Raw genomic sequence first — 21,412 nt, 5'->3', positions numbered from 1 at the left:
ACTGTTTTTCAACGTTTTTCAGACAATTGAATCGGTATTAGTATTTTATGGTAAATTATACCTTGTTTTATCTATTGCTTACAATCGTTTGAAAAAGGTTTAGTATTGTTTTCCATATCCGCACACAAAAAAAGCGTCAGCTCCCCGGAGCCGACGCTTTTGGCGTTTCTATGTGCTTTTCCGTCTCTAAATCAGGCGATATGCCGCCGGTTTCTTCAGGTTCATCCCCATAGCGTGCGAGCGCCCGCGCCGACGAATCGGCCATCCGCCACCGCAGATGCCGCCCTTCCACGACTTTTACTCTCATTCCGAGAAAACGGATTTTCGATAAAATGTATTCCGCGTCTTCCCTCATATAGGTCAGTCTGATCCGGTACAGATCCCTCTCGTCGTCATAGCTTACCTCTTTCTCGAAGCAGGAGAAAGCGTACAGAATCCGGGACAACTCCCGGTTATAAGTGCGGACGACTTCGATGACCGAGCTTTCTTTGCGCAGCCGGGTGCTCTGGTCAAGCTTGGCGGTAATTTCCTCGTATACGCCGTCCGCCGGAGCCTCGGCCTCCAGCTCAAGGATGCTGCCGAGCTTGGTCGCCATATACATGCGGTTCCTCAAGTGGTACCAGAGCAGGTACCATTCTTTCTTCACCATGGAGTATTCCAGTTTGTAAGGGATGCCCGACTGGCTCTCCATCGTACGGCCGTTTCGGATCCGGTAGCTGAGCCGGATTCCCTGCCGTTCCCGCATAAAACGGCGCAGGGGGCGCAGAAGCGGATGGTACACCTGCTTGTCGGGGCTTTTGGCCTTCTCCGTAACAAGGGAATCCGTCTCCAGATCCGCCTCCTCTTCAAGAAGGCTGCGCAGTTTCGTCAGCGTATCGGCCGCAAAGGCCTCTTCCGCAGCGGGATGCCTCAGAGCGGATTTTAACCAGGTGCGCTCATGGGAAGTCAGCGCCACGACGCCGGATTCCTCCAGCCGGGAAATCATCTGGTAGTTAAAGATTTTCTCGAACAGGTTCATAGTAGGCGTGAATCTCCTTCCATTCCGCGATGAATTCCTTTCTAAGCTGCCGGGGAGCGAGCACTTCACAACTGGACCCGAAGCTGCGGAGCCATGGCTTGATCTCGGTCAGTCCGTTGACCGTAATTTCGTAGACGAACGATTCCTCGTTCTCTTCGGTGATCGTTCCCCATTGCCCTTGCAGCAGCACCCTCTCCTTGATAAAGTCGGCCGGAGCATTCAGCGGCCTGTAGAAGCGCGCGCGAACCTTAACGGGGCCGGATGTATCAATGAGCCAACTGTAGCGCGTTTTCTCTTCCAGTTCCGCAAGCTTGCACCGGAATTCTTCTTCCGGGACCGGGTTCTGCTCCTCGATCTGGGTGAGTCCTTCGATGCGGAACTTCATGATCCCCTGCCTGGCGTCACTTGCGAGCAGATACCATCTTCCGTACTGATGGTCGTACACGACTTTCAGCGGAAGCACATGCGCCTGTTTCCCGTTTGTCTCCCGTTCGAACAGGGGATTCGTATTGCGGGAGGCATAGCTTTTGTGCGTTTTCGGCGAAAAATACAGAAACCGGAGCTTCCTCCGCTGCCGGATCGCCTGAAAGAGGGGGAACAGATGCGCTTCGTCCAGAATGCGCGAGTAATAGTGATATTTGTATAAAAAAGGCTCGGCAATCGCCGCTTCCAGCCCCTGCTGCCGGATCGCTTTCTTGAGGCTGTCCCGGAGGAGATAGCCCTGCACGGAAGGAAGCCGAGTATTTGCCATCACGTCCGCAAAATCGTACAGATCCAGAAGCTCCTCCCGGCTCAAGTGCAGGATCAGATCGTTATGCAGCCGGTAACGGTAGGGGCGGCCGCTCCCTTCTTTGCGGATCACGCCGACTTCCTCTAAATATTTGAGGTCGGAGCGGATCGTTTTCTCGTCGGGCAGAGGGACGTCGTCCGGCATTCCGCCGCAGCATGCGTCGATCAATTCTCCGGCGGACATGGCCTGGTCTTGCTCCTGCATGACCGCCAGCAGGAAGGGCAGACGCCGGCTTTCGGACTCCTTCATCGACTTTGCCCGGTAGAGGAAGAGGAGCAGAGGATCGGAGGATTCATAGTAATTGAAACGGAGCATTTCCGCGAATTCCCGGCCCTGTTCTTCGGCCAGCGGATAAGAGACGGTGCTCGCTATTTCTTTGAGCCGGCGGAGCGTTTTATCAAACGTATGCACGGAAATGCCCAGCCGCTCGGCAAACTGCTGCCGGCTGTAGGCGCCGCTCGTCAGAACAAGCAGACGGAGGAACTGGATTTCTTTATCGAAGCTTTCGCGGGCCATGGTCCTCCCCCATCCTGTTTTTATTCCCTAAAATCTGTCATCTTTTCATTGTATCAAAGGCCGGTGATGGGGGAAACGGAAACTTTCTCCCGGCATCGTAATACTTTCGCCATGTTCCGCCGCGGCCGGATGAGCGATAATAGGGATATGACAAAGACAAGGACAAGGAGAACTTTCTTATGGCTATCGTTCAGCTTAGCTCGACAAATCCGCAGTTTTCGTACCTTATCCGCAAAAATCCGGAATCCGGCATGCTGCTCAGACCGGTCCGCAAGGGCATAGCTTACGGCTGGTACACCGGCGAGAACACCTTTAACGTGTATTTTAAGGACGCGGACAACGAAATTTCCTACAAACAGCACGACAAGGAAGAATTCGAATACCTCAATGTATCCCGTTACAATACGCCGCTGTTTCCGCTTAACGCATGGAACGAATTTTTTACGGCTCCGCTTAAAATACGGGACGAACGGGATTCGGAAGGATTTACGCATACCGTCCGGATTCCAATGATACATATCGAAATGATCCGGTACATTCATTTTTTTGAAAAGCATCTGCCGGATTTTTCGTTCGAAATCGCGCATCAGGCGCATAAAACCTACTCCCTGACGGTGACGACGGGTCGCAGCCTGTATCACCTGCTGCATGCCGTCAGCGTGCTCTGCCTGTTCTTGTCCACGTTCGGCAACGAATATATCGACATTTCCGATCTTTTGCTCGAGAAGTATATCCGCAGCGTTCAGGTGATCGACGCGCCGTTTTATATCCGCAGTTTGTTCGTGAGGAATTTCCTCAATTCGCGTGAGCGCTTTAAGAAATATAAAGGAGAACTGGAAAAAACGGACCGCTACGAAATCGATTTCGATTTCGGAGGAACCGGTCATCAGAGGCGGACTTTCATCCGCGGGCAGCTTCCTTTTGACAAAGCGGTTCTCGATATCGGATGCGGGGAAGGTTTTTACGCCATTCCTTTCGCGGCTAAACTGGAAGACACTTACTACGCGGTGGATATTGATGAAGCAGCGCTGGAAACGGTCAGCCGCAAGGCCCGTGCCAAGGAGCTGGATAATCTCGTTGCCCTGCCTTCGATCCGGCATTTTCTCGACCAGTATAACGGAGAACAAGTCGATGTGATTCTGACGGAGGTCATTGAACACATGAGTCCCGAAGAAGCGCAGGCGCTCATTGTACAGGTTTGCGCGGAGGTCGATTTCGACCGGTTTATTATTACGACGCCTAACGCCGATTTCAATCCCTTCTATGAACTGGACGGTTACAGGCACCCCGATCATAAATGGGAGATGGGCCGGGAGGAATTCGGGCAGTGGATCGCCGGCTTCATCGGGACGACGGGCTGTCAGGCCGAACCGGTAGCCATCGGGGACGGAGTCAACTCCATCCGCACGACGCAGGGCGTTATTTTAAGGAAAAAGGAGGCGTAACCCGTGAACATTCAAACCCGTATCCATACCATTTTCATGCTGGTCGGTTCGACCGAATGCGGCAAGACGACTTTTGCCAAGGAAGTTCTCATTCCCGGGCTCCAGTTCGAAGCTTCCGATAAAGCGTTGAAAGCTAACGTCCAATATTTGTCCTCGGACCGCATCCGGCAGGAAATCCTCGGATTCGATTACGATAAATACGAACAGATTATGCTGGAATCCAGCGGCCAGGCTTTTCATCTCTTGTTCGAGCGGCTTAAGATGGCGACTTCTTTTCCCGTCAATGCCGAGTTTGTGGTGGTCGACACGACGGGGCTGGCCGAGGATTTTCGTGAGAAAGTCCGCGCGGTAGCAAAGGAAAACAACTACAACCTCGAAGTGATCCTTTTCGATTACCGGAAACGGCACGATTATTATGCGTCCGAACGGTCCAAGAAGCTGATTACATCCCATATCAACCGGCTGAAAAAAGACGTGATGGGCTCGCTCTCCCGCGAAGGTTATACGAAAATCCACAAGGTGCGCGCCAAAGACTTCTACTCCCCGGAGGAGGGGAAAGCTAATGGAGCTTACACCGTCGAAATCCTCGATCTGGATGAATATCTTGCCGCTGTGCTCCCACAGGAGTACGACTGCATCATAGTGGGAGATGTCCACGAATGCGTGGACGATCTGAAGGGGCTGCTGCTAGACTACGGTTTCAAGCTCAGCGGAAATTCATTGGAACTCTCGGAAAAGCTGCGCCATACGAAAATCGTGCTGACGGGAGACTGGATCGATAAAGGCCATCATACGAGAGCCATCGTGGAATTCCTGTACGAAAACCGTGAACACTTTCTGCTTGTCCTCGGCAATCACGAAAACTTCGTGTTCAAGTATTTGAAAGGCGAGATCGGCGGCGTGGAGGAGGAGCTCTTTCATTCGTATTTCACGTCCGTCGAGACGTTGAGGAAGGATGCCGAGCTGCTGCGGAAATTCAACGAGCTCGTCGGAATGTCGAAGCCGTTTTACCGGAAGGTCGGTACCCGGGGGCCTTCTTTCTACGTGACGCATTCGCCGTGCCGTAATAAATATATCGGGAAGCTGGATGGAAATTCGGCGCGTCATCAGCGTAATTTCAGGCTGGACCGGGAAGAATCTTTCGAACGGCAGCTCGCTTTCCTGAAAGATGAGGCCGTGAAGAATCATCCGTTTCACGTGTTCGGGCACGTCGCCGCGAAGAACGCGTTCCGGATCGGAAACAAGGTCCACGTGGACACAGGCTGCGTAAGCGGCAATAAGCTGACTGCGGTCAGCCTTTCGTTCAAGCCGTTTTTCAAATCGCGCAGCGCGGGGGCGGCGGTACTGCCGGAAGATCTGCCGGTCCTGTTCCGGGAAGAGCGCAAAGTGACTCTTGGGGACCTGGAGGCCGAGGAACTGAGAAGGCTGCATTACTGCTCCCGAAACCGGATCAACACCATCTCGGGAACGATGTCTCCCGCGGACAAAGACGAAGCTGCCGGCGAACTGGAATCACTGAGGCAGGGCCTGTGCTATTTTGCGGATCACGGGGTGGATAAAGTCGTGCTTCAGCCCAAATATATGGGTTCCCGATGCCAGATCTATTTGCACCGCGACCCCGATCATTGCTATGGCGTCAGCCGGAACGGCTACAAGATCAAGGGAGCCGATTTAAGCGATATTTTCAGAAGCCTGCTGGTAAAATACAGTTCCTATATGGAAGAAAACCAAATAGCCGTGCTCCTGCTGGACGGCGAGCTGCTTCCCTGGCATGCGCTGGGGGAAGGGCTTATCGAGCGTCAGTTCAGACCGATCGAGAAGGCGCTGGAAGCGGAGCTGGACTTTCTGAAGGCGAACGGATTCGAAGAAGCGTTCGGCAAACTTGCGGAGGCTTACGCGGCAAGCGGCTTCGAAAAGGATCAGTTCACGATGCCGAAGGCCCGTTTAAGCGAAAAATACGGTGCGAGCGTCTACCAGAACTACAAGCACATGCGCGGTCTGCTGGAGAAGCGGGTCCCGCTGGAGGAGTACGAGACTGCATACCGCACGTATAAAAGGCAGCTGGAGCTTTACGGGGAGGCGGGCGAGCCGGAATACAAGCCGTTTGCGATCCTCAAGATCGTATACGAAAACGGGGAAGAGCAGATCCCGCAGATGGCGACGTCCGAGGCGTACGAATTTTTGTCCGGAGATGAATTTCTCCAGCTTGATTTGAGTGATCCGGACAGCTATGAGAAAGCGGAAGCGTACTTTGAGAGCCTGACGACCGGACTTCATATGGAAGGAGTCGTCATCAAGCCGGAGCTGCCCGGCAGTGAGACCGTGCCTTACATGAAAGTCCGCAACCGGGATTACTTGACCCTCGTTTACGGATACGACTACCGCTTTCCGCACAAATACGCCAAACTCATGAAGCAGAAGAACATCAAGCTTAAGCTGCGAACCTCATTGAACGAATACCTGCTGGGTCAGAAGATGCTTGCCGTGAAATACGGCGATATTGCACCTGACCACGAGGGATATAAGGAAGCGGCGGCCAATGTGCTGTTTGAAGTGGCGAAGGAGAAAGAGATCGATCCGAGGCTGTAGAGCCGTTAACCGTCCTGACGCTTTCGTTAGGGCGGTTTTTGGCGTGAGGCTGTTCACGGACTTGACAGCCGGGCTGCTAGCCGCGTGCGGTTGACTGCTGTCGTGCGAAGCCAAACGCCGCCAAACGCCACGCGCTAGGAGTTGCATACGGTGCGAAGAACGAAGGCCCTCGTTCCTGCCGGTACAAACGCGGACTCAATCGGGAAAATAGATGCCGGGTAAGGCACCCAGCAGTTGTTCACACCGGTCTTCTAGCAGAACGCCTGCCTGTCAAAAGCCAAGCGGGTACGGATGCTATGCCGTCGGCGGCTCTCGGTCCCAAGCGGACTGCCACAAAACGGCCTTCGGGCGCCGCAGGCTTGCCTCGATATCGATTAACCGCTGATTGCGGCTTCCCCTATACAGAAGCGCCGGATCCCGGAGCTCCTCCACATACCGGCCGTCCACCAGCACCTGGCAGCGGCTTAGCAGACCGAATTCACCGCTTTCCGGATTTGCGGCGAGTTCTTCGTAAGTATAGCCGCTGTAAATCCAGACGTTGACGGTTCCCGCTTTCTGCCGAAGACGGTCCAGAAATGAACTCACCTGACCGGCGGAAAAGAAGGGGTCGCCGCCCAGAATGGATAAGCCGTCGAGTAGGGGGTTGCTCTGAAGTTCGGCGATAATCCGCTCTTCCCAGTAAGTTCCTATGGGCGTGCCGTAATCGAAATCCCACGTCCTGGGACTGAAGCAGCCCCGGCAGTAATGCCGGCAGCCGCTAATATATAGAGCTGTCCGCAGCCCCTCGCCTTCGTCAATGGTCTCGGGTGCATAACCACAAATATTCATGGACTGTGCTTCACCCGGTCCCTGACCTCGGCCTGCTTGGCCCCGTTAAAACGAGTCTGGTAGTCTCCGGTCAGATAGCCGGTCACACGACGCAGGCGGCGGATATGTACGTCCTTTTCATGACTTCCGCAAGCGGGACAAACGGCACCGATCATGCCTTCGTAACCGCAAGCGCCGCAGCGGTCGATGGGATGATTGATGCTGAAATAGCTGACCTGCCGGGAAAGCGCAAACTTAATGATTTTGACAAAGGCGGGCAGGTTATTGCGGGCATTCCCGTTCAGTTCCACGTAGGTGATGGCTCCGGCGTTGCATAACTCATGGAACGGGGCTTCCAGACTGATCTTTTCCGCCGATGTCATCGGATGATATACCGGAATATGAAAAGAATTCGTGTAATATTCACGGTCGGTGACACCGGGCAGGCAGCCGTAAGTTTCCCGGTCCCGCTTGGTGAACTTGCCGGACAATCCTTCGGCAGGAGTCGCGAATAGCGTAAGGTTGATGTTCAGCGCCTCGCTTTTGGCATCGCAGAAATTACGCAGATAACGGATCAGCTCGATTGCTTTGGCGTACACCTGCGGGGTTTCACCGTGGTGAGAGCCGTACATCGCTTTCATGCATTCGGCTAGACCGATGAACCCGATAGACAGGCTGCCATGTTTGAGCAGGTCGCCTACGGGTTCGTCGGGATCAAGCTGTTCCCCGCCTTCCCAGACTCCTTCCCGCATCATGAAATCCGATGCTTTAGTCTTCTGGGCGGCTTGAATGCCGAAACGGTGCAGCAATCCGTCAAGGGCAATCTCGAGTTGACGAGTGAGTTTGCGGTAAAAGCCCGCTTCATCCGCCTTACTGCGACGACCCGAAACGATGCCGTACTCAATGCCCGGCTTCACCAGATTCAGCGTATTGAAAGACAGATTTCCTTTGCCGGACAAACGGTTCCGGCCGAAGCGGTCGGCGACAACCCGGGTACGGCAGCCCATAGTGGCGAACTCCGTATCGGGATCGGCCGGGTCGTAGTGTTCCAGATTGAGCGGGGCATCCAGATTGGCGAAATTCGGATACAGCCTTCGCGACGAGCATTCAGCCGCTTTCAGGAAGAGGGAATAGTTCGGGGCCCCGGGCTCCAGATTTACGCCCTTCTTGCATTTGAAGATCTGAATAGGAAAAATCGGTGTCTCCCCGTGCCCGAGTCCTCTTATCGTAGCCGTTAAAACGGACCGAATGACCAACTGCCCTTCGGGGGAAGTACAGGTCCCGTAATTGATGCTGGTAAACGGGATTTGTCCGCCTGCGCGGCTGGACATGGTGTTCAGGTTATGAATCAGACTCTCTGCGCCCTGCATCGTTTCCTGTTCGGTCTCTTCAAGCGCATAACGATAAGATTCGGGGCATAATAGCCGCAAATCCGCCCGGCTCATCGAGATGCCCCGTTCGTCGTCTACCGGTTCGTTTTCGCCGAAATAACGCAGCGCCTTCCTGAAATGTTTGGCAAACGACTTGGCCACATAAGGAGCAAGGTCGTGATCGAGCTTATTGGCGGAAACACCGCCGTACTGGGCGTTCTGCTGCGATTGGAAGATGATGGCGACGAGCGCCATCGCCGACGAGATTGAGTTTGGCGGCCGCACGCTGCCGCTGCCCGTGTCAAATCCCCGCCGAAGCAGTTTGGCGAACGGAATAAAAATGCAATTGGTCGTCCCGAGAACGTACTGGTCCAGATCGTGCACATACAAATAATTGGCGTCTACAGCTTGTACCAGAACCGCAGGCATCGTAAATCGCCGGGCGTACCATCTGGCATACTCGCTCCCGAACTTGCTCATTTTCCCCGAGAAACTCTCTCCGTTCAGATTGGCATTCTCGCGCAGAAGATCAGCATCGCTGCCTTCCATGATGGCGTCTCCCCATTTTTTTATTTCCTCCAGCAAGGCATCGGTGTTGCTCTGGTTCGGCCTGCCTAACAACGACATGTAAATGTCTCCCTTCCGAAAACAGCAGGTTTTTACCGGTAAGAGGTCTCCCGTTCAGATTGCGAATTTTCACCTTCTTAGACCGAAAACACTACATATAGATGTTTTTATTTAATTTATCACATGATCTAGTGTTTTGGTGTCGATTTAATCACAGACATGCACGGCCCAACCTTCCCCGGGCGTATACTCTTCATTTCGTGTATATTGGAAGATGTACGTTATCACCCGCACCGAAGGAGTGTCCGCAGTTGAAAAACCTTCTCGTGACCGGCTACCGGGCGCATGAGCTGAACATTTTTAACGAAAAGCACGAAGGCATTGAGTATATTAAAAAAGCGATCGCGGGCCGGCTTGTCCCGCTCATCGAAGATGGGTTGGAATGGGTGATCACGCCGGGGCAGTACGGGGTGGATCTGTGGGCGTGCGAGGTCGTGATCGGACTCAAGAAGGAGTATCCGCAGCTGAAGCTTTCGATTCTGACCGCCTACGCCAACCCGGAAGAGAAGTGGAAGGAAGACAAGCAGGAGTTTTACCGCGGCATCCTGAAGGATGTGGATTTCTACGGAGCCGTCAGCAAGCAGCCGTATGCCGGCGTGTGGCAGCTGCAGGCCCGGGACGATCTTCTCCTGCGCAAAACGGACGGCCTTCTTCTTTTTTATGACGAAGAAGCGGGCGAGGGGAGTCCCCGTTTTATGAAAGAACGGGCCCTGAAGAAACAGAACGAAGACGGATACGCCGTCATGATAATCACGCCCGAAGAGGTTCAAGACATAGCGGACGAAGAGAACCGGTCGGATTTTTACTGACCCGGGCCCCGCCGTTTCCGCCCGCTTCCGTCCTTCGCTGTCTCTCCGGTTTCCCCTGGCAATACTTCCCCCTCTCGCCGATTCGGCGCCTTTTCCTTGAGACCGGCTGTCAGGTCGTTTCCGCCGACCTTTTTCCCTCCGCCCTATATGACATTTGTCATGTGCCCTCATGACGTTTATGACTACTGCGCGCAAGCGGTTCTCTTTATAATGAAGGTAGAATAGCGCGCTGATGCCAGGGATTTAGCCCCGCGTCAGAACGAGGAGGACACATACTAATGTCTCAAACGAAAGTTATGAATTTGAAAAAAGATGTCGCCCCCTACGAAAAGACCGATACAAGATCAAGCATCCGGCAGGTTTTCAACACGATTGTGCCTCTCCTCCTGCTGTGGTACGCGGCTTATGCAAGCCTTGCCGTCTCGTACTGGCTCACGCTCCCTCTCGCTTTACTCACAGCCGGATTTGTCATCCGGACGTTCATCATATTTCACGACTGCTGTCATCAGTCATTCTTTAAAAGCCGCCGGGCCAACGATATTCTCGGCACGATTACCGGCATTCTGACGCTGTGTCCTTACGAGCAGTGGAAATACAGCCACTCCGTGCATCATGCCACTAGCAGCAATCTCGACAAGCGCGGCACCGGAGACATGTGGGTGCTGACCGTAGAAGAATACGCCGCATCTCCATGGTTCCGTAAAGCCGCTTACCGCATCTACCGCAATCCGCTGGTTATGTTCGGCCTCGGGCCGATAGCCGTCTTTCTAATCCAGTACCGTTTCAACCGCAAGAAAGCGAAGCGCAAGGAACGCATCAACACGTATGTGATCAACGTATCCATCGTGCTGCTGTACGCGCTGATGTGCTGGCTGATCGGCTGGCAGGCGTTCGTGCTCGTGCAGGCGCCGGTATTCTTCGTATCGGGACTGCTCGGCATCTGGCTCTTCTATGTGCAGCATCAGTTCGAGGATTCCTACTTCGAGAAAGAAGACGAGTGGAGCTACGTAAAAGCGGCCGTTGACGGCAGCTCTTACTACCAGCTTCCGAAAGTTTTGCAGTGGATCACAGGCAACATCGGCTACCATCATGTTCATCATCTGAGTCCGAGAGTGCCGAATTACAACCTGGAAAAAGCGCACAATTCAACGCCTCCTTTGCAAAAAGCGACGACCATTACGCTCCGTACGAGCCTTCAGTCTCTCCGCTTCCGTCTGTGGGACGAGAAAGGGAAGACGTTTGTAAGCTTTAAAGATGTCAAACATGTGCTCCGCAGGCCGGGAGCCGCAAGCGATGTCCTGAAAAATCCGAAACCGGGTTTCCAGGGCGAATAGTCCCAAACTTAACGGTTTATGCTAAAATGGATGTAAAACGGCGCCGCAGAAAAGGTGAAGAGACCATGCAGAATTGGATTCGAATTTTTCAGAAAAACACCGGTCTCAGTCCTTACGTGTGGGTAGTCTTTTACATCCTTCCTTTTTATTTCATATTCAGTTCGGGCTCCACCCTCAAGAACGCCTTCGGCATCGGCATGATCATTGTGTTTTTCAGCTGCTATGTGCTGTCCGTCGTATCGAAGGGGTGGCTTGTGTATTTCTGGACGAGCGTGCAGATTGTCGTTTCGATCGCGATGACGCTTCTGTTCGGGTACGTGTATTTTTCGCTGTTTCTCGCTTTTTTTATCGGGAATATCCAGAACAAGATCGGCTTCTTTACCTTCTATACCATTCATCTGGTAAGCACGATCGCTACGATCAATTTCGGTTTCGTCACGCAAAATCCGATCTTCATTACGCAGCTTCCGTTCGTGCTGATCTCCCTGATCGGGGTGATTCTGCTTCCGGTCAATACGTATACGAAGAACAAACGGGATAAGCTGCAGGAGCAGCTGGAGGACGCGAACAAGCGGATTGACGAGCTGGTCAAGCTGGAGGAGCGTCAGAGGATCGCCCGGGACCTGCATGACACGCTCGGGCAAAAGCTTTCCCTGATCGGGCTCAAGAGCGATCTGGCGGGCAAGCTCATCGCCAAGAACCCGAGCCAGGCGCGGGCCGAGATTAACGATGTGCGGCAGACGGCGCGGAGCGCGCTGAAGGAAGTGCGCGAAATGGTGACCAACATGCGCAGCACGCGGGTCGCCGAGGAAATGTTCCGGGTCAAGCAGATTTTGAAAGCGGCGCAGATAGCTTTCAAGCTGGAAGGCGACCCGAAGCAGATCGATACTTCGCTGATGACGGAGAATGTCGTCAGCATGTGCCTTAAAGAAGCGGTCACCAACGTGGTCAAGCACAGCGGTGCGACGGCCTGCACGATTGTGATCGAACCGTCGCGGACGGACCTCGTCGTCAAGGTGAAGGACAACGGGAACGGCCGGGCGGAGCAGTTCGATTATTTCCGCGGGAACGGGCTGCGCGGGATGAAAGAACGTCTGGAATTTATTAACGGCACGCTGGAAATTCTCTCCGACGGAGGGACCACGGTCGTCATTAAAATTCCGATCGTTTTGAAACAACCGGCAAAGGAGGCGGGGAAATGATTCGCATTGTGATCGCCGAGGACCAGCGGATGCTGCTGGGCGCGCTAGCTTCCCTGCTTAATCTGGAGGAAGATATGACCGTTGTGGGCGTTGCGGGCAACGGCGAAGATGCGCTGAAGCTCGTGCACGAGCACAAGCCGGACGTCTGCATCATGGACATCGAGATGCCGGCGAAGAGCGGGCTGGATGCGGCCGAGGAGCTGAAAGGCTCCGGCTGCAAGGTCATCATCCTGACGACGTTCGCCCGCTCCGGCTATTTCGAGCGCGCCATGAAGGCCGGCGTGAACGGCTATCTGCTCAAGGACAGCCCCAGCGAGGAGCTGGCGGATTCCATCCGCAGTGTGATGGCGGGCCGGCGGCTCTACGCCTCGGAGCTCGTAGACGAAGCCTACAGCGAGGAGAATCCGCTGACGGAGCGGGAGAAGGAAGTGCTGCTTCTCATCGCCGACGGCAAGAATACGAAAGAAATCGCCAGCCAGATGTACATTACGACCGGGACGGTCCGCAATTACATCTCGGTGATCCTCGACAAGCTGGACGTGAGCAACCGGATCGAAGCCATCACCCGCTTCAAGGAGAAGGGCTGGTTTAAATAAACCGGAACGCAGAGCCGCAACCGTTCCGATTCCGAAGTAGCACCATACGTGCCGGGACACTCTCATCCACTAACCATACAAAACCATCCTTTCCGTAAATGTGTGCCTTGTGAGAATGGCGCCGGTGCTGCGGAAAGGTTTTTTTGCTTTCCGGCGGGAAAACGGAAATAAAGGCTCAGGCCGCCTCCGGAGGAGACGGCTTGAGCCTTTTGCTAATCGGGATAACTACCGGCAAACGGCAGCTTAGACCCGCCGGAAAAGGAAGCGGGGGACTGCAGTCGCATCAGGCGGAAAGCAGCCGCATCGCGTTACTCCGTAAATTCAAACGACACCGCGGCCATCGGGGTCCCGTTAACGAGAATGCGGACCTCGTGTTCACCGGCGTAATACGTGCGGGTCGTCAGAAGCTTGAACGAATGCCGTTTGGCAAGGGGATGAGCGCCCGGTCCGAACGGCTTCTCAGTCAGCTTGAAACGTTTCGGCGCAAGCATCCCGTTTTTCTTCCGGTACCCGATTTCATAATCCACCCGCAGGGCCTGTACATCTTCCGATTCGTTCACAAGCCGGAAAGAAAACTCCAGATTCTCTCCCTCCGCTATGCTTCCGGTTATCACGTCCAGAGCATGAACCGAGATGTTCCGGATCTCTTCATACCCGAACAGGGAGAGCGCACGGGAATCGCCTTTTCTCAGCAGCGAGCGGCAGCCGTGCTTCACGATCCAGTTGGTGGCCGGGTTTTTACCATACCAGCCCTTGGCAAGCTCCAACACGAGTTCGGGGTGGTCCTTGGATATGTCGTTGAGATTGTTGGCCACGCTCTTCCTCACGTATTCCGACGGGTCTTCCTTCAGCGTTTCGAGAATCGGAAGAATCGGACGAGGGTCTTCCCGCAAGGCGGGCAGATTGGAAGCCCACGGCAGACGGGGTCTGCAGCCTTCGCTGGCCAGACGCCGGACATGCTCGTTCTCGTGGCGCGCCCACCGCTTCATATGTTCCAGGGTAAGCCCCGGTTCCCGCAGCAAAAAAGGACGGACGGCAAATTCGGAGCTGGAGTAAGGAGTGAATGTTTGCAAAAATTCCATAGACAGCTCGTACGAACCGAGACCGTTAAGCTCGATGAAGTCGGGGAAGAACAAATACTCGACTCCCCTGCACTGCGGCGCGACGGCCGTCAAGACTTCCAGCGCCTCGGGATAAGAGGAAGGGAGCGTCTCCGTAAGCGAGCATGTAATATGCCGCATCCGCTGCTTGAACGCCTCCGTATCCCAGTTCCCGTCATAAATGGAGACGCGGAAGCGGTCCCCGTCAAATGAGGGATATTTTTCTTTAACAAGGTTAATAAAACGCTCGAAAAAAGATGGACTATATAAATCTTTAAGCAGTTCCATGACTTGCCCCTTTCCTGATTCAACGACCTGTAATCAACTTATCATGGAATGGTGACAAGGATTGTCAACGTTTGTGAGGTATACTAGAAGCAATTCTTGATGCTGTCTGGAACCAAATCAAAAGCAAGGAGCCCAGGTCATTGTCCAAATCCCGAAGACAGATCGAACTGATGATTACGCTCAATACGAAGCGGAGGTTTACGGCAGGCGAACTGGCACAGGAGTTCGGTGTTTCCAAAAGGACCATCCTCCGGGACCTGCAGGAGTTGACCGAAGCCGGTCTTCCCTTATATTCCGAGCCGGGAGCGGCCGGGGGATATCAGATGCTGAGGGAGAAAACGCTGCCGCCCATTTTATTTTCGGAAAATGAAGCGGTCGCGATGTTTTTCGCTTACCAGTCGCTGCGCGATTATGCCGACCTGCCTTTTCAGCCGGAATCGCTCTCCGCACTGAAAAAGTTTACCCACTATCTCCCGGAGGAAACCCGGCAGCGGATTAACGGACTCCGGACGCGTTTCACGTTCTGGACCCCGCAGCGGCATGTGGAAGCGCCTCATCTGGCCGGGCTTCTGGAACAGGCGGTGGAGCAGCGGATCATCCGGATCCGGTATGACGCCAATACGGATATCGTCTCCAGAAAAATCCAGCCCATCGGCATCTATGCGACGAACGGCTTATGGTACTGTCCGGCCTACTGCTTCGAGCGATCCGCGATCCGTGTGTTCCGCGTAGACCGGATTACCGCCATCGAGCCAGTGGAGGATCAGAGCGGTAAGCGGAACTATGACAAGCTTACCGTCCAAGACTATCTGTCGCTCTCCGATGAAGAGGGGGCCTCTCCTTTACACGTTTTGCTCGATAAGGAAGGCGTCCGCCGGTGCAGCACGGAAACCTGGATGGCCGAAGGGTTGACCGTGTACGAGGACGGGACCGGAACGATCAGCCGGATGATCCGGCCGGATTTCATCCCTTGGGCCGCCCGATTTTTTGTGAGCTTCGGCAAGGAGGCGCGTGTGGAGCAGCCGGCGGCTCTCGTAGCCGCCATCCGGGAGCTCATCGCGGAACTCAGCGTGCAGTATCCCGGTCCCGCCTGATGGCGGGCGCGCGCCGTAAGCCGTAGGCAGCGCAGCGCAGCCGGCTTAGCTTTTACGCGCCGTTTTACGGATTTTACCCAGCGGCTTGAAATAGGAAATCGCCGTCATAAACACGAGCGCCGCGATGTTGGCGACCGCTCCTCCGAGCAGCCGGTAGGCGGTGCCGAGAAATTCGGCGTCGCCCAAAGCGGCCAGCCTCATTTCGTCCGCCGTGCGGAACAGCCCGGAAAGCCACTGCCCCATGCAGGTGATGCCGAACACGATTAACCGGTTCTACCGCGCCGACCATTCCCGGACCCGCCCGAGCGGCGGCACGGGTCTCGGTCTTGCCATCGCGGAGCAGAACGTTCTGCTGCACGGAGGGAGCATCGGGGTGCATAGCGAACCCGGCAAGGGAACGGTCTTCACTGTTCTTCTTCCCGCGTAGAAATCGTCCGTTTCTCTTGCGTAAAGGGGCGGACGTTTTTTTTAGTTTCGAATGAGCTGGCTCATTACCCGGGAAGCGGCACGACCGCGGTCAATCGCATGAAGACTTGCGAGTGCGTATTGTTGTCAGACGAAACCGGCGGTGCTACACTTTCCGTAGCGGTCTATAAACTTTGCGGATAAAGGATGTCAGTCTGAATGATACTTGTCAGTTCTTGCTTGGCCGGACTGGAATGCCGGTATAACGCGACACACAGTCTGGTGGAGATGATCTCCGAATTAGTCGGCGAAGGCAAGGCCATGATGGTCTGTCCGGAGCTGCTGGGCGGATTCACGACTCCGCGCGAACCGGCTGAAATTACCGGAGGTACGGGCGAGGACGTGCTTGCCGGCGGAGCGAAGGTGGTCGACCGGTCCGGGAACGATGTAACTGGGCTTTACGCGAGCGGAGCTTTTAAAACACTGGAGCTTGCCTGCAAGGTCGGCGCGACCGTAGTCGTGCTCAAAGAAAACAGCCCTTCCTGCGGCAGCCGGGCCATTTACAACGGGGCTTTTAACGGAACCAAAATTTCCGGCGAGGGAGTCACGGCGGCATTGCTCCGCAAAGAAGGCTTCAAAGTGATCTCGGAGGATGAGCTGCTGGAGCATGGTCTGTCGGAATACGTGTCTGTTTAAAACAGGGAGAGTGCAAAAGCGGCACCGGCCGCGGCGGCCTCACATTTAGGTGCCTGACTGACTGTAGCGGCGCGATGCTTGTACCGGATGTTCGAGCGGATCAGGCAGGACCGGACGAATCTACCCTTACAACCTGATCATTTGGAAAGCTTACGCGGGCAAAGACGTGAAGTCTTACCTGCATGCCGGATAACCTCTTCTCAAAACCTTGACGGGCCTCTATGCCTAGCAAGGTTTTTTTCGCAGATTCATTTTTTGCCCGCAAGGCTATTATAAAGAGAGATAGGTACACAGGGGCCAATAAAAGTCAGTGGCGCAGAGGAGAAAATTATGATCCGTTTCGAGAACGTCTCTAAACGTTACGCGGACGATACGGTAGCCGTAAACGATCTGAATCTGGAAATTAACGAAGGGGAATTTTTCGTATTTATCGGGCCCAGCGGGTGCGGGAAAACGACGACGCTGAAAATGATCAACCGGCTTATCCCGCTGTCCGGGGGAACGCTGTGGATCAACGGGCGCAAAGTAAGCGAATACGATATCCACGAGCTTCGCTGGAACATCGGCTATGTGCTTCAGCAGATCGCGCTGTTTCCGCATATGACGATCGAAGAGAATATCGCCATCGTGCCGGAAATGCGCAAATGGGATCGCGCGAAAATACGCGCCCGCGTGGACGAGCTGCTCGATATGGTGGGACTCGAGCCTAAAACTTACCGCTCCCGCAAGCCGAAGGAGCTTTCCGGCGGACAGCAGCAGCGGGTAGGGGTTGTCCGCGCTCTGGCCGCGGACCCGCAGATCGTGCTGATGGACGAACCGTTCAGCGCGCTGGACCCGCTCAGCCGGGAGAAGCTGCAGAACGAGCTGCTGGAGCTCCAGCAGCGGATCAAGAAGACGATCGTGTTCGTCACCCACGATATGCAGGAAGCGATGAAGCTGGGTGACCGGATCTGCCTCATGAACGAAGGCGAGATCGTCCAGCTGGACACCCCGCAGGGGTTTTTACAAAATCCCGCCAGCGCGTTTGTGGAACAGTTCGTCGGCGGGCAGAAGGGGCTCTTCGGCAGCCGGTTGACGCTGGAAGATGTGCTGCTGGAAATCGGCCCGTCCGATTTCCCGACCCGTCCCGCGGCTATCGCCAAGGCGGAAGTGCCGCTGGAAGCGGCCATGCAGCTGCTTGCCGACGAAGAGGTGCTCGCCGTCGAGAAGGCCGGCGTGATCGTGGGCTCCGTCTCGCGGCAGGCGCTGCTGAAGTTCATGGCCGGGCGGCTGAAGGAGGGGGCGCGGACATGAATACGCTGGCCGAGGTTTTCCGCGAGAGGCAGTCCCAGCTTCTCGGCGCCGTGGCGGACCATATCGTGCTGTCCGTCATCGCCTTGTTTTTCGCCGTCCTTATTTCGGTTCCGCTCGGCATTTACCTCACCCGGAAAACCCGCGGAGCGGAAGGAATTATCGGCATCGCGGCCGTCCTGCAGACGATTCCGTCGCTGGCGCTGCTCGGCATGCTCATTCCGCTGTTCGGAATCGGACGGGTGCCGGCGGTAATCGCGCTCGTCATCTACGCGCTGCTTCCCATTCTCCGCAACACGTATACGGGGATCAAAGAGGTGGACGCCTCGCTCATCGAAGCGTCCAGAGCGATGGGGATGAACAGCCGCAGGCGTCTGTTCAAAGTGGAGCTGCCGCTCGCGCTTCCCGTCATTCTGGCCGGCATCCGCACGGCCACCGTGCTCATCATCAGCACGGCGACACTGGCCGCCCTCATCGGAGCGGGCGGTCTCGGCGATCTCATCCTGCTCGGCATCGACCGGAACGATTCGGCGCTCATCATTCTGGGCGCGGTTCCGGCGGCGCTTCTGGCCATCTTGTTCGATCTGCTGCTGAGGGCGTTCGAGCGCATGTCGTTCCGGCGCTTCGTGCCGGCAGCCGGGGCGGCCGTCCTGGTCGTGCTCCTTCTGCTGCTGGTCCCGTACTTCACGGGTGGGAAGGACAAGAATCTCGTGATCGCGGGCAAGCTCGGCTCCGAGCCGGAGATTCTCATCCAGATGTACAAGCAGCTCATCGAGCAGGATACGGATTTGAAGGTCGAGCTTAAGCCGGGCTTAGGGAAAACGTCGTTTGTTTTCAACGCGCTGAAGGCTGGCGAAATCGACATTTACCCGGAGTTTACGGGAACCGCCATTTCCGAGTTTTTGAAGGAAACACCGGTCAGCACCGACAGCAAGCAGGTGTACGAACAGGCGAAAGCCGGCATGCTGAGTAAATTCGGTATGGAAATGCTGACGCCGATGGCGTACAACAACACCTATGCGCTGGCGGTGCCCGCACAGCTTGCGGAAGAGCGCGGGCTGAAGACCATTTCCGATCTGCAAAACGAGCGGCAGACGATTAAGCCCGGCTTTACGCTGGAATTTTCCGACCGCGAAGACGGGTATCGGGGCATTCAGAAGCTGTACGGTCTCCAGTTCGCGGACGTCAAAAAGATGGAGCCGAAAATCCGCTATCAAGCCGTGCAGTCCGGCGATATCAATCTAGTGGACGCGTACTCCACCGACAGTGAACTGAAGCAGTATAATCTGACGATGCTGGAGGACGACAAGCATTTGTTCCCGCCGTATCAGGGCGCGCCCGTGCTGCGAACGAAGACACTGGAAGAGCATCCGGAGCTGCGCGGAGTTCTGAACAAGCTGGGCGGGAAGATCAGCGACGACGAGATGCGCGAAATGAACTACAAGGTGAACGTTCAGGGAGCGTCGGCGGAACAGACCGCGAAGGATTATTTGATGCAGGCGGGGCTGCTGGGGAAATAGGCCGAGGATTTTTAAATTTTTCGCCGTCTTATGGACGTTTGGGTGTGCGTAAAAGACCTGCCGGAGCATTTGCTCCGGCAGGTCTTTTTGCATGAACTATCAAGGATGTTAATAAGTCCGGTCAGCTTTTCACGAGCTTCAGAAATTCGCGCATAAAACCAGGCAGATCCGGCCAGGCATGCCCGGAGACGAGGTTTCCGTCCACGTGCAGCGTTTCTTCCGTGTAGTTCGCCCCGAGGCTCTCCACATCGAACCGGCAGGCTGTGTAGGCGGTCAGGGTGCGACCCTCGAAATATTTGTTGTTTTTTAGAGCCGCAAGTACGAGAGCGGCATGACAGATAGCCCCGACCGGCTTGCCTTCTTCGAAGAAGTGGCCCACGATGCGGGGAATGTTCGGATCGAGCCGGATATATTCGGGCGCACGGCCGCCGGGGATGATCAGAGCGTCGAACTCGGCCGGATTGACCTCATCGAATGAAATGTGGGATTCGAGCAGGTAACCGGGCTTCTCCGTGTAGGTGTCCCAGCCCTCGAAGTCGTGGATGACGGTTTTAAGCACTTTCTGCTGGGGAGACGCGAGAACCGCTTCATAGCCCTCTTCCAGCACGCGGTAGTACGGGTAATACACCTCTAAAGCCTCGACTGCATCGCCTGCAATGATCAGGATCTTCTTGGACATTCGATCACTCCTACAAGGATTTTAGGCTTGGATCACCTATATCCATATTTTGCATCGGGGGCAACTATCTGTAAAGAGGGAAGACTTCGGTTCTTGCAGGATCGGCGGCAAAACACGTAAGGATGCCGTCAAGCAATCCTCCCGGCAGGCGTGATACACTGTATCTAATACAGGCGGTGTACGAAAGGGGAGCTTTAACATGAACAGACCGGCCAAAATTGCGGTCGCGGGAAGCATCAATATGGATCTGGTCGTTACGGCTGAACGTCTGCCGGTTCCCGGTGAGACGGTAATGGGACGGCAGTTCCGCATGATCCCCGGCGGAAAAGGCGCCAATCAGGCGGTCGCTGCAGCGAGACTGGGCGCGCAGGTGTCCATGATTGGCTGCGTAGGCGGCGACACCTTCGGCGCGCAGATGCTCGAAGGCCTGCGCGGGGAAGGCATCGACACCGCCTTCGTTGCCACGGCGGAAGAGACTTCGTCCGGCGTCGCGCTGATCCAGGTGCAGGGCGGCGGGGACAACAGCATCGTCGTCGTGCCCGGAGCCAATGCCGCCCTGACCCCGGAGCGGGTATCGCAGGCCGAGGAAGCGATCCGCGGTGCGGACGTTCTGCTCGTCCAGCTGGAGATTCCTCTGGAATCCGTCCGCAGAGCAGTGGAAATCGCGCATCGTCATGGCGTGAAAGTCATTCTTGATCCGGCGCCCGCTGCGGAGCTTCCGCTCTCTCTGCTGAGGCAGATCGATCTGATCACGCCTAACGAGACGGAGGCGCTTATTCTGACGGGCGGCGCTGCGGATGCCTCTCCGGATGCCTCTGCGCAGGACGGTAGAACCGTCTCTGAGAGCATAAGGCAGCTTAAAGAGAGGACGGGCGGAGCGGGCGTCGTCGTAACCTGCGGCGGAAAGGGCGTGCTCTACGACCTGGACGGGAAGCAGGGAGCGGATCCGGCTTACCGGGTGGATGCCGCCGATACGACCGCTGCGGGCGATTCCTTCAACGCGGGACTGGCTGTCCGGTGGAGCGAAGGGGCGCCGCTGGAGGAAGCGGTCCGGTTCGCCTCGAAGGTCGGGGCGCTGACGGTGACGCGGTTCGGCGCGCAGACCTCGCTTCCGGCGAGAGACGAAGTCGAGGCGTTCGAGGCGCCGTTCCGGGACGACCCGGCCTGACGCGAGGAGGCCCGCCTCGGCACTCGCTGTGCCGTAAAGCCTGGCCTGCCGGACAGCGCATCTTGGCGA

At 55.6% G+C, this 21,412-nt stretch carries 19 protein-coding genes; 12 read left to right on the top strand and 7 right to left on the bottom strand.

Annotation, left to right across the window (positions count from 1 at the left end; all coding sequences use genetic code 11):
- Positions 1-136: 136 nt before the first annotated feature.
- Positions 137-1,018 carry a WYL domain-containing protein gene (locus tag HMPREF1207_RS08790; RefSeq protein WP_009675113.1) on the bottom strand — a complete coding sequence of 294 codons (882 nt, stop codon included), beginning with the start codon at positions 1,016-1,018 and terminating at the stop codon, positions 137-139.
- The gene (locus tag HMPREF1207_RS08785; protein ID WP_009675108.1) at positions 993-2,324 is read right to left on the bottom strand and encodes a helix-turn-helix transcriptional regulator; all 1,332 of its coding nucleotides are present in this window, start codon (positions 2,322-2,324) and stop codon (positions 993-995) included. The genes HMPREF1207_RS08790 and HMPREF1207_RS08785 overlap by 26 nt, the downstream gene beginning before the upstream one ends.
- 179 nt (positions 2,325-2,503) lie before the next feature.
- Here HMPREF1207_RS08785 and HMPREF1207_RS08780 point away from each other — a divergent pair, with 179 nt between their 5' ends.
- Positions 2,504-3,769: a class I SAM-dependent methyltransferase gene (locus tag HMPREF1207_RS08780; protein WP_009675077.1), complete on the top strand. Its 1,266-nt coding sequence runs from the start codon at positions 2,504-2,506 to the stop codon at positions 3,767-3,769.
- A 3-nt stretch (positions 3,770-3,772) separates the two neighbouring features.
- Positions 3,773-6,358 carry a metallophosphoesterase gene (locus HMPREF1207_RS08775; RefSeq protein WP_009675072.1) on the top strand — a complete coding sequence of 862 codons (2,586 nt, stop codon included), beginning with the start codon at positions 3,773-3,775 and terminating at the stop codon, positions 6,356-6,358.
- Positions 6,359-6,652: 294 nt separating this feature from the next.
- Here HMPREF1207_RS08775 and nrdG read toward each other — a convergent pair whose 3' ends face one another.
- Complete coding sequence (nrdG, locus tag HMPREF1207_RS08770) at positions 6,653-7,186, bottom strand: anaerobic ribonucleoside-triphosphate reductase activating protein (protein WP_009675131.1); 534 nt, start codon at positions 7,184-7,186, stop codon at positions 6,653-6,655.
- A complete protein-coding gene (gene nrdD / locus HMPREF1207_RS08765; protein ID WP_009675087.1) occupies positions 7,183-9,162 on the bottom strand; it encodes an anaerobic ribonucleoside-triphosphate reductase in 1,980 nt (659 codons plus the stop codon). Before nrdD ends, nrdG begins: the two co-directional genes overlap by 4 nt.
- Before the next feature lie 251 nt (positions 9,163-9,413).
- Between nrdD and HMPREF1207_RS08760 the strand changes: the two genes are divergently transcribed.
- The 4 genes from HMPREF1207_RS08760 to HMPREF1207_RS08745 all read left to right on the top strand — a co-directional run bounded on the left by HMPREF1207_RS08760 (position 9,414) and on the right by HMPREF1207_RS08745 (position 13,103).
- Positions 9,414-9,971, top strand: coding sequence for a DUF1273 domain-containing protein (locus HMPREF1207_RS08760; protein ID WP_009675089.1), 558 nt, complete (start codon positions 9,414-9,416; stop codon positions 9,969-9,971).
- A 278-nt stretch (positions 9,972-10,249) separates the two neighbouring features.
- The gene (locus tag HMPREF1207_RS08755; protein ID WP_009675092.1) at positions 10,250-11,305 is read left to right on the top strand and encodes a fatty acid desaturase; all 1,056 of its coding nucleotides are present in this window, start codon (positions 10,250-10,252) and stop codon (positions 11,303-11,305) included.
- 65 nt (positions 11,306-11,370) lie between these two features.
- Positions 11,371-12,507, top strand: coding sequence for a sensor histidine kinase (locus HMPREF1207_RS08750; RefSeq protein WP_009675119.1), 1,137 nt, complete (start codon positions 11,371-11,373; stop codon positions 12,505-12,507).
- Positions 12,504-13,103 (top strand): response regulator transcription factor, encoded by a 600-nt coding sequence (locus tag HMPREF1207_RS08745; protein ID WP_009675083.1) that lies wholly within the window; start codon positions 12,504-12,506, stop codon positions 13,101-13,103. Before HMPREF1207_RS08750 ends, HMPREF1207_RS08745 begins: the two co-directional genes overlap by 4 nt.
- A gap of 308 nt (positions 13,104-13,411) precedes the next feature.
- On the opposite strand, the gene HMPREF1207_RS08740 is transcribed toward HMPREF1207_RS08745, so the two are convergent.
- Positions 13,412-14,491 carry a DNA alkylation repair protein gene (locus HMPREF1207_RS08740; protein ID WP_009675107.1) on the bottom strand — a complete coding sequence of 360 codons (1,080 nt, stop codon included), beginning with the start codon at positions 14,489-14,491 and terminating at the stop codon, positions 13,412-13,414.
- 140 nt (positions 14,492-14,631) lie between these two features.
- Here HMPREF1207_RS08740 and HMPREF1207_RS08735 point away from each other — a divergent pair, with 140 nt between their 5' ends.
- Complete coding sequence (locus tag HMPREF1207_RS08735) at positions 14,632-15,585, top strand: helix-turn-helix transcriptional regulator (protein ID WP_009675104.1); 954 nt, start codon at positions 14,632-14,634, stop codon at positions 15,583-15,585.
- A gap of 45 nt (positions 15,586-15,630) precedes the next feature.
- Here the strand turns inward: HMPREF1207_RS08735 and HMPREF1207_RS08730 are convergent, their stop codons facing one another.
- Positions 15,631-15,828, bottom strand: a complete 198-nt coding sequence (locus tag HMPREF1207_RS08730; protein ID WP_009675118.1) for a hypothetical protein — start codon at positions 15,826-15,828, stop codon at positions 15,631-15,633.
- Between HMPREF1207_RS08730 and HMPREF1207_RS08725 the strand changes: the two genes are divergently transcribed.
- The 4 genes from HMPREF1207_RS08725 to opuFB all read left to right on the top strand — a co-directional run bounded on the left by HMPREF1207_RS08725 (position 15,827) and on the right by opuFB (position 19,496).
- Positions 15,827-16,012: an ATP-binding protein gene (locus tag HMPREF1207_RS08725; RefSeq protein WP_009675075.1), complete on the top strand. Its 186-nt coding sequence runs from the start codon at positions 15,827-15,829 to the stop codon at positions 16,010-16,012. The two genes, HMPREF1207_RS08730 and HMPREF1207_RS08725, sit on opposite strands and share 2 nt — an antisense overlap.
- Before the next feature lie 197 nt (positions 16,013-16,209).
- Positions 16,210-16,686, top strand: a complete 477-nt coding sequence (locus tag HMPREF1207_RS08720; protein ID WP_009675127.1) for a DUF523 domain-containing protein — start codon at positions 16,210-16,212, stop codon at positions 16,684-16,686.
- A gap of 330 nt (positions 16,687-17,016) precedes the next feature.
- Complete coding sequence (locus HMPREF1207_RS08715; protein WP_009675103.1) at positions 17,017-17,979, top strand: ABC transporter ATP-binding protein; 963 nt, start codon at positions 17,017-17,019, stop codon at positions 17,977-17,979.
- Entirely contained in the window at positions 17,976-19,496 is a 1,521-nt protein-coding gene (gene opuFB, locus HMPREF1207_RS08710; protein WP_009675082.1) for an osmoprotectant update ABC transporter permease/substrate-binding subunit OpuFB, read from the top strand. Before HMPREF1207_RS08715 ends, opuFB begins: the two co-directional genes overlap by 4 nt.
- Before the next feature lie 121 nt (positions 19,497-19,617).
- On the opposite strand, the gene HMPREF1207_RS08705 is transcribed toward opuFB, so the two are convergent.
- Positions 19,618-20,175 carry a DJ-1/PfpI family protein gene (locus tag HMPREF1207_RS08705; protein WP_009675125.1) on the bottom strand — a complete coding sequence of 186 codons (558 nt, stop codon included), beginning with the start codon at positions 20,173-20,175 and terminating at the stop codon, positions 19,618-19,620.
- A gap of 199 nt (positions 20,176-20,374) precedes the next feature.
- Between HMPREF1207_RS08705 and rbsK the strand changes: the two genes are divergently transcribed.
- Positions 20,375-21,343, top strand: a complete 969-nt coding sequence (gene rbsK / locus HMPREF1207_RS08700; protein WP_009675086.1) for a ribokinase — start codon at positions 20,375-20,377, stop codon at positions 21,341-21,343.
- The last annotated feature ends 69 nt before the right edge of the window (positions 21,344-21,412 follow it).

This window comes from Paenibacillus sp. HGH0039 (assembly GCF_000411255.1).
In the GTDB taxonomy this organism is placed as follows: domain Bacteria; phylum Bacillota; class Bacilli; order Paenibacillales; family NBRC-103111; genus Paenibacillus_F.
Note: the sequence above shows the minus strand (reverse complement) of the source record. Positions and strands in the feature narration are given on the sequence as shown.

What these genes read in the sequence shown, in the direction of transcription:
- HMPREF1207_RS08790 (WP_009675113.1), bottom strand. Translation starts at nt 1,018, where the DNA reads ATGAACCTGTTCGAGAAAATCTTTAACTACCAGATGATTTCCCGGCTG.
- HMPREF1207_RS08785 (WP_009675108.1), bottom strand. Translation starts at nt 2,324, where the DNA reads ATGGCCCGCGAAAGCTTCGATAAAGAAATCCAGTTCCTCCGTCTGCTT.
- HMPREF1207_RS08780 (WP_009675077.1), top strand. Translation starts at nt 2,504, where the DNA reads ATGGCTATCGTTCAGCTTAGCTCGACAAATCCGCAGTTTTCGTACCTT.
- nrdG (WP_009675131.1), bottom strand. Translation starts at nt 7,186, where the DNA reads ATGAATATTTGTGGTTATGCACCCGAGACCATTGACGAAGGCGAGGGG.
- nrdD (WP_009675087.1), bottom strand. Translation starts at nt 9,162, where the DNA reads ATGTCGTTGTTAGGCAGGCCGAACCAGAGCAACACCGATGCCTTGCTG.
- HMPREF1207_RS08755 (WP_009675092.1), top strand. Translation starts at nt 10,250, where the DNA reads ATGTCTCAAACGAAAGTTATGAATTTGAAAAAAGATGTCGCCCCCTAC.
- HMPREF1207_RS08750 (WP_009675119.1), top strand. Translation starts at nt 11,371, where the DNA reads ATGCAGAATTGGATTCGAATTTTTCAGAAAAACACCGGTCTCAGTCCT.
- HMPREF1207_RS08745 (WP_009675083.1), top strand. Translation starts at nt 12,504, where the DNA reads ATGATTCGCATTGTGATCGCCGAGGACCAGCGGATGCTGCTGGGCGCG.
- HMPREF1207_RS08740 (WP_009675107.1), bottom strand. Translation starts at nt 14,491, where the DNA reads ATGGAACTGCTTAAAGATTTATATAGTCCATCTTTTTTCGAGCGTTTT.
- HMPREF1207_RS08725 (WP_009675075.1), top strand. Translation starts at nt 15,827, where the DNA reads ATGCAGGTGATGCCGAACACGATTAACCGGTTCTACCGCGCCGACCAT.
- HMPREF1207_RS08730 (WP_009675118.1), bottom strand. Translation starts at nt 15,828, where the DNA reads ATGGGGCAGTGGCTTTCCGGGCTGTTCCGCACGGCGGACGAAATGAGG.
- HMPREF1207_RS08720 (WP_009675127.1), top strand. Translation starts at nt 16,210, where the DNA reads ATGATACTTGTCAGTTCTTGCTTGGCCGGACTGGAATGCCGGTATAAC.
- HMPREF1207_RS08715 (WP_009675103.1), top strand. Translation starts at nt 17,017, where the DNA reads ATGATCCGTTTCGAGAACGTCTCTAAACGTTACGCGGACGATACGGTA.
- opuFB (WP_009675082.1), top strand. Translation starts at nt 17,976, where the DNA reads ATGAATACGCTGGCCGAGGTTTTCCGCGAGAGGCAGTCCCAGCTTCTC.
- HMPREF1207_RS08705 (WP_009675125.1), bottom strand. Translation starts at nt 20,175, where the DNA reads ATGTCCAAGAAGATCCTGATCATTGCAGGCGATGCAGTCGAGGCTTTA.
- rbsK (WP_009675086.1), top strand. Translation starts at nt 20,375, where the DNA reads ATGAACAGACCGGCCAAAATTGCGGTCGCGGGAAGCATCAATATGGAT.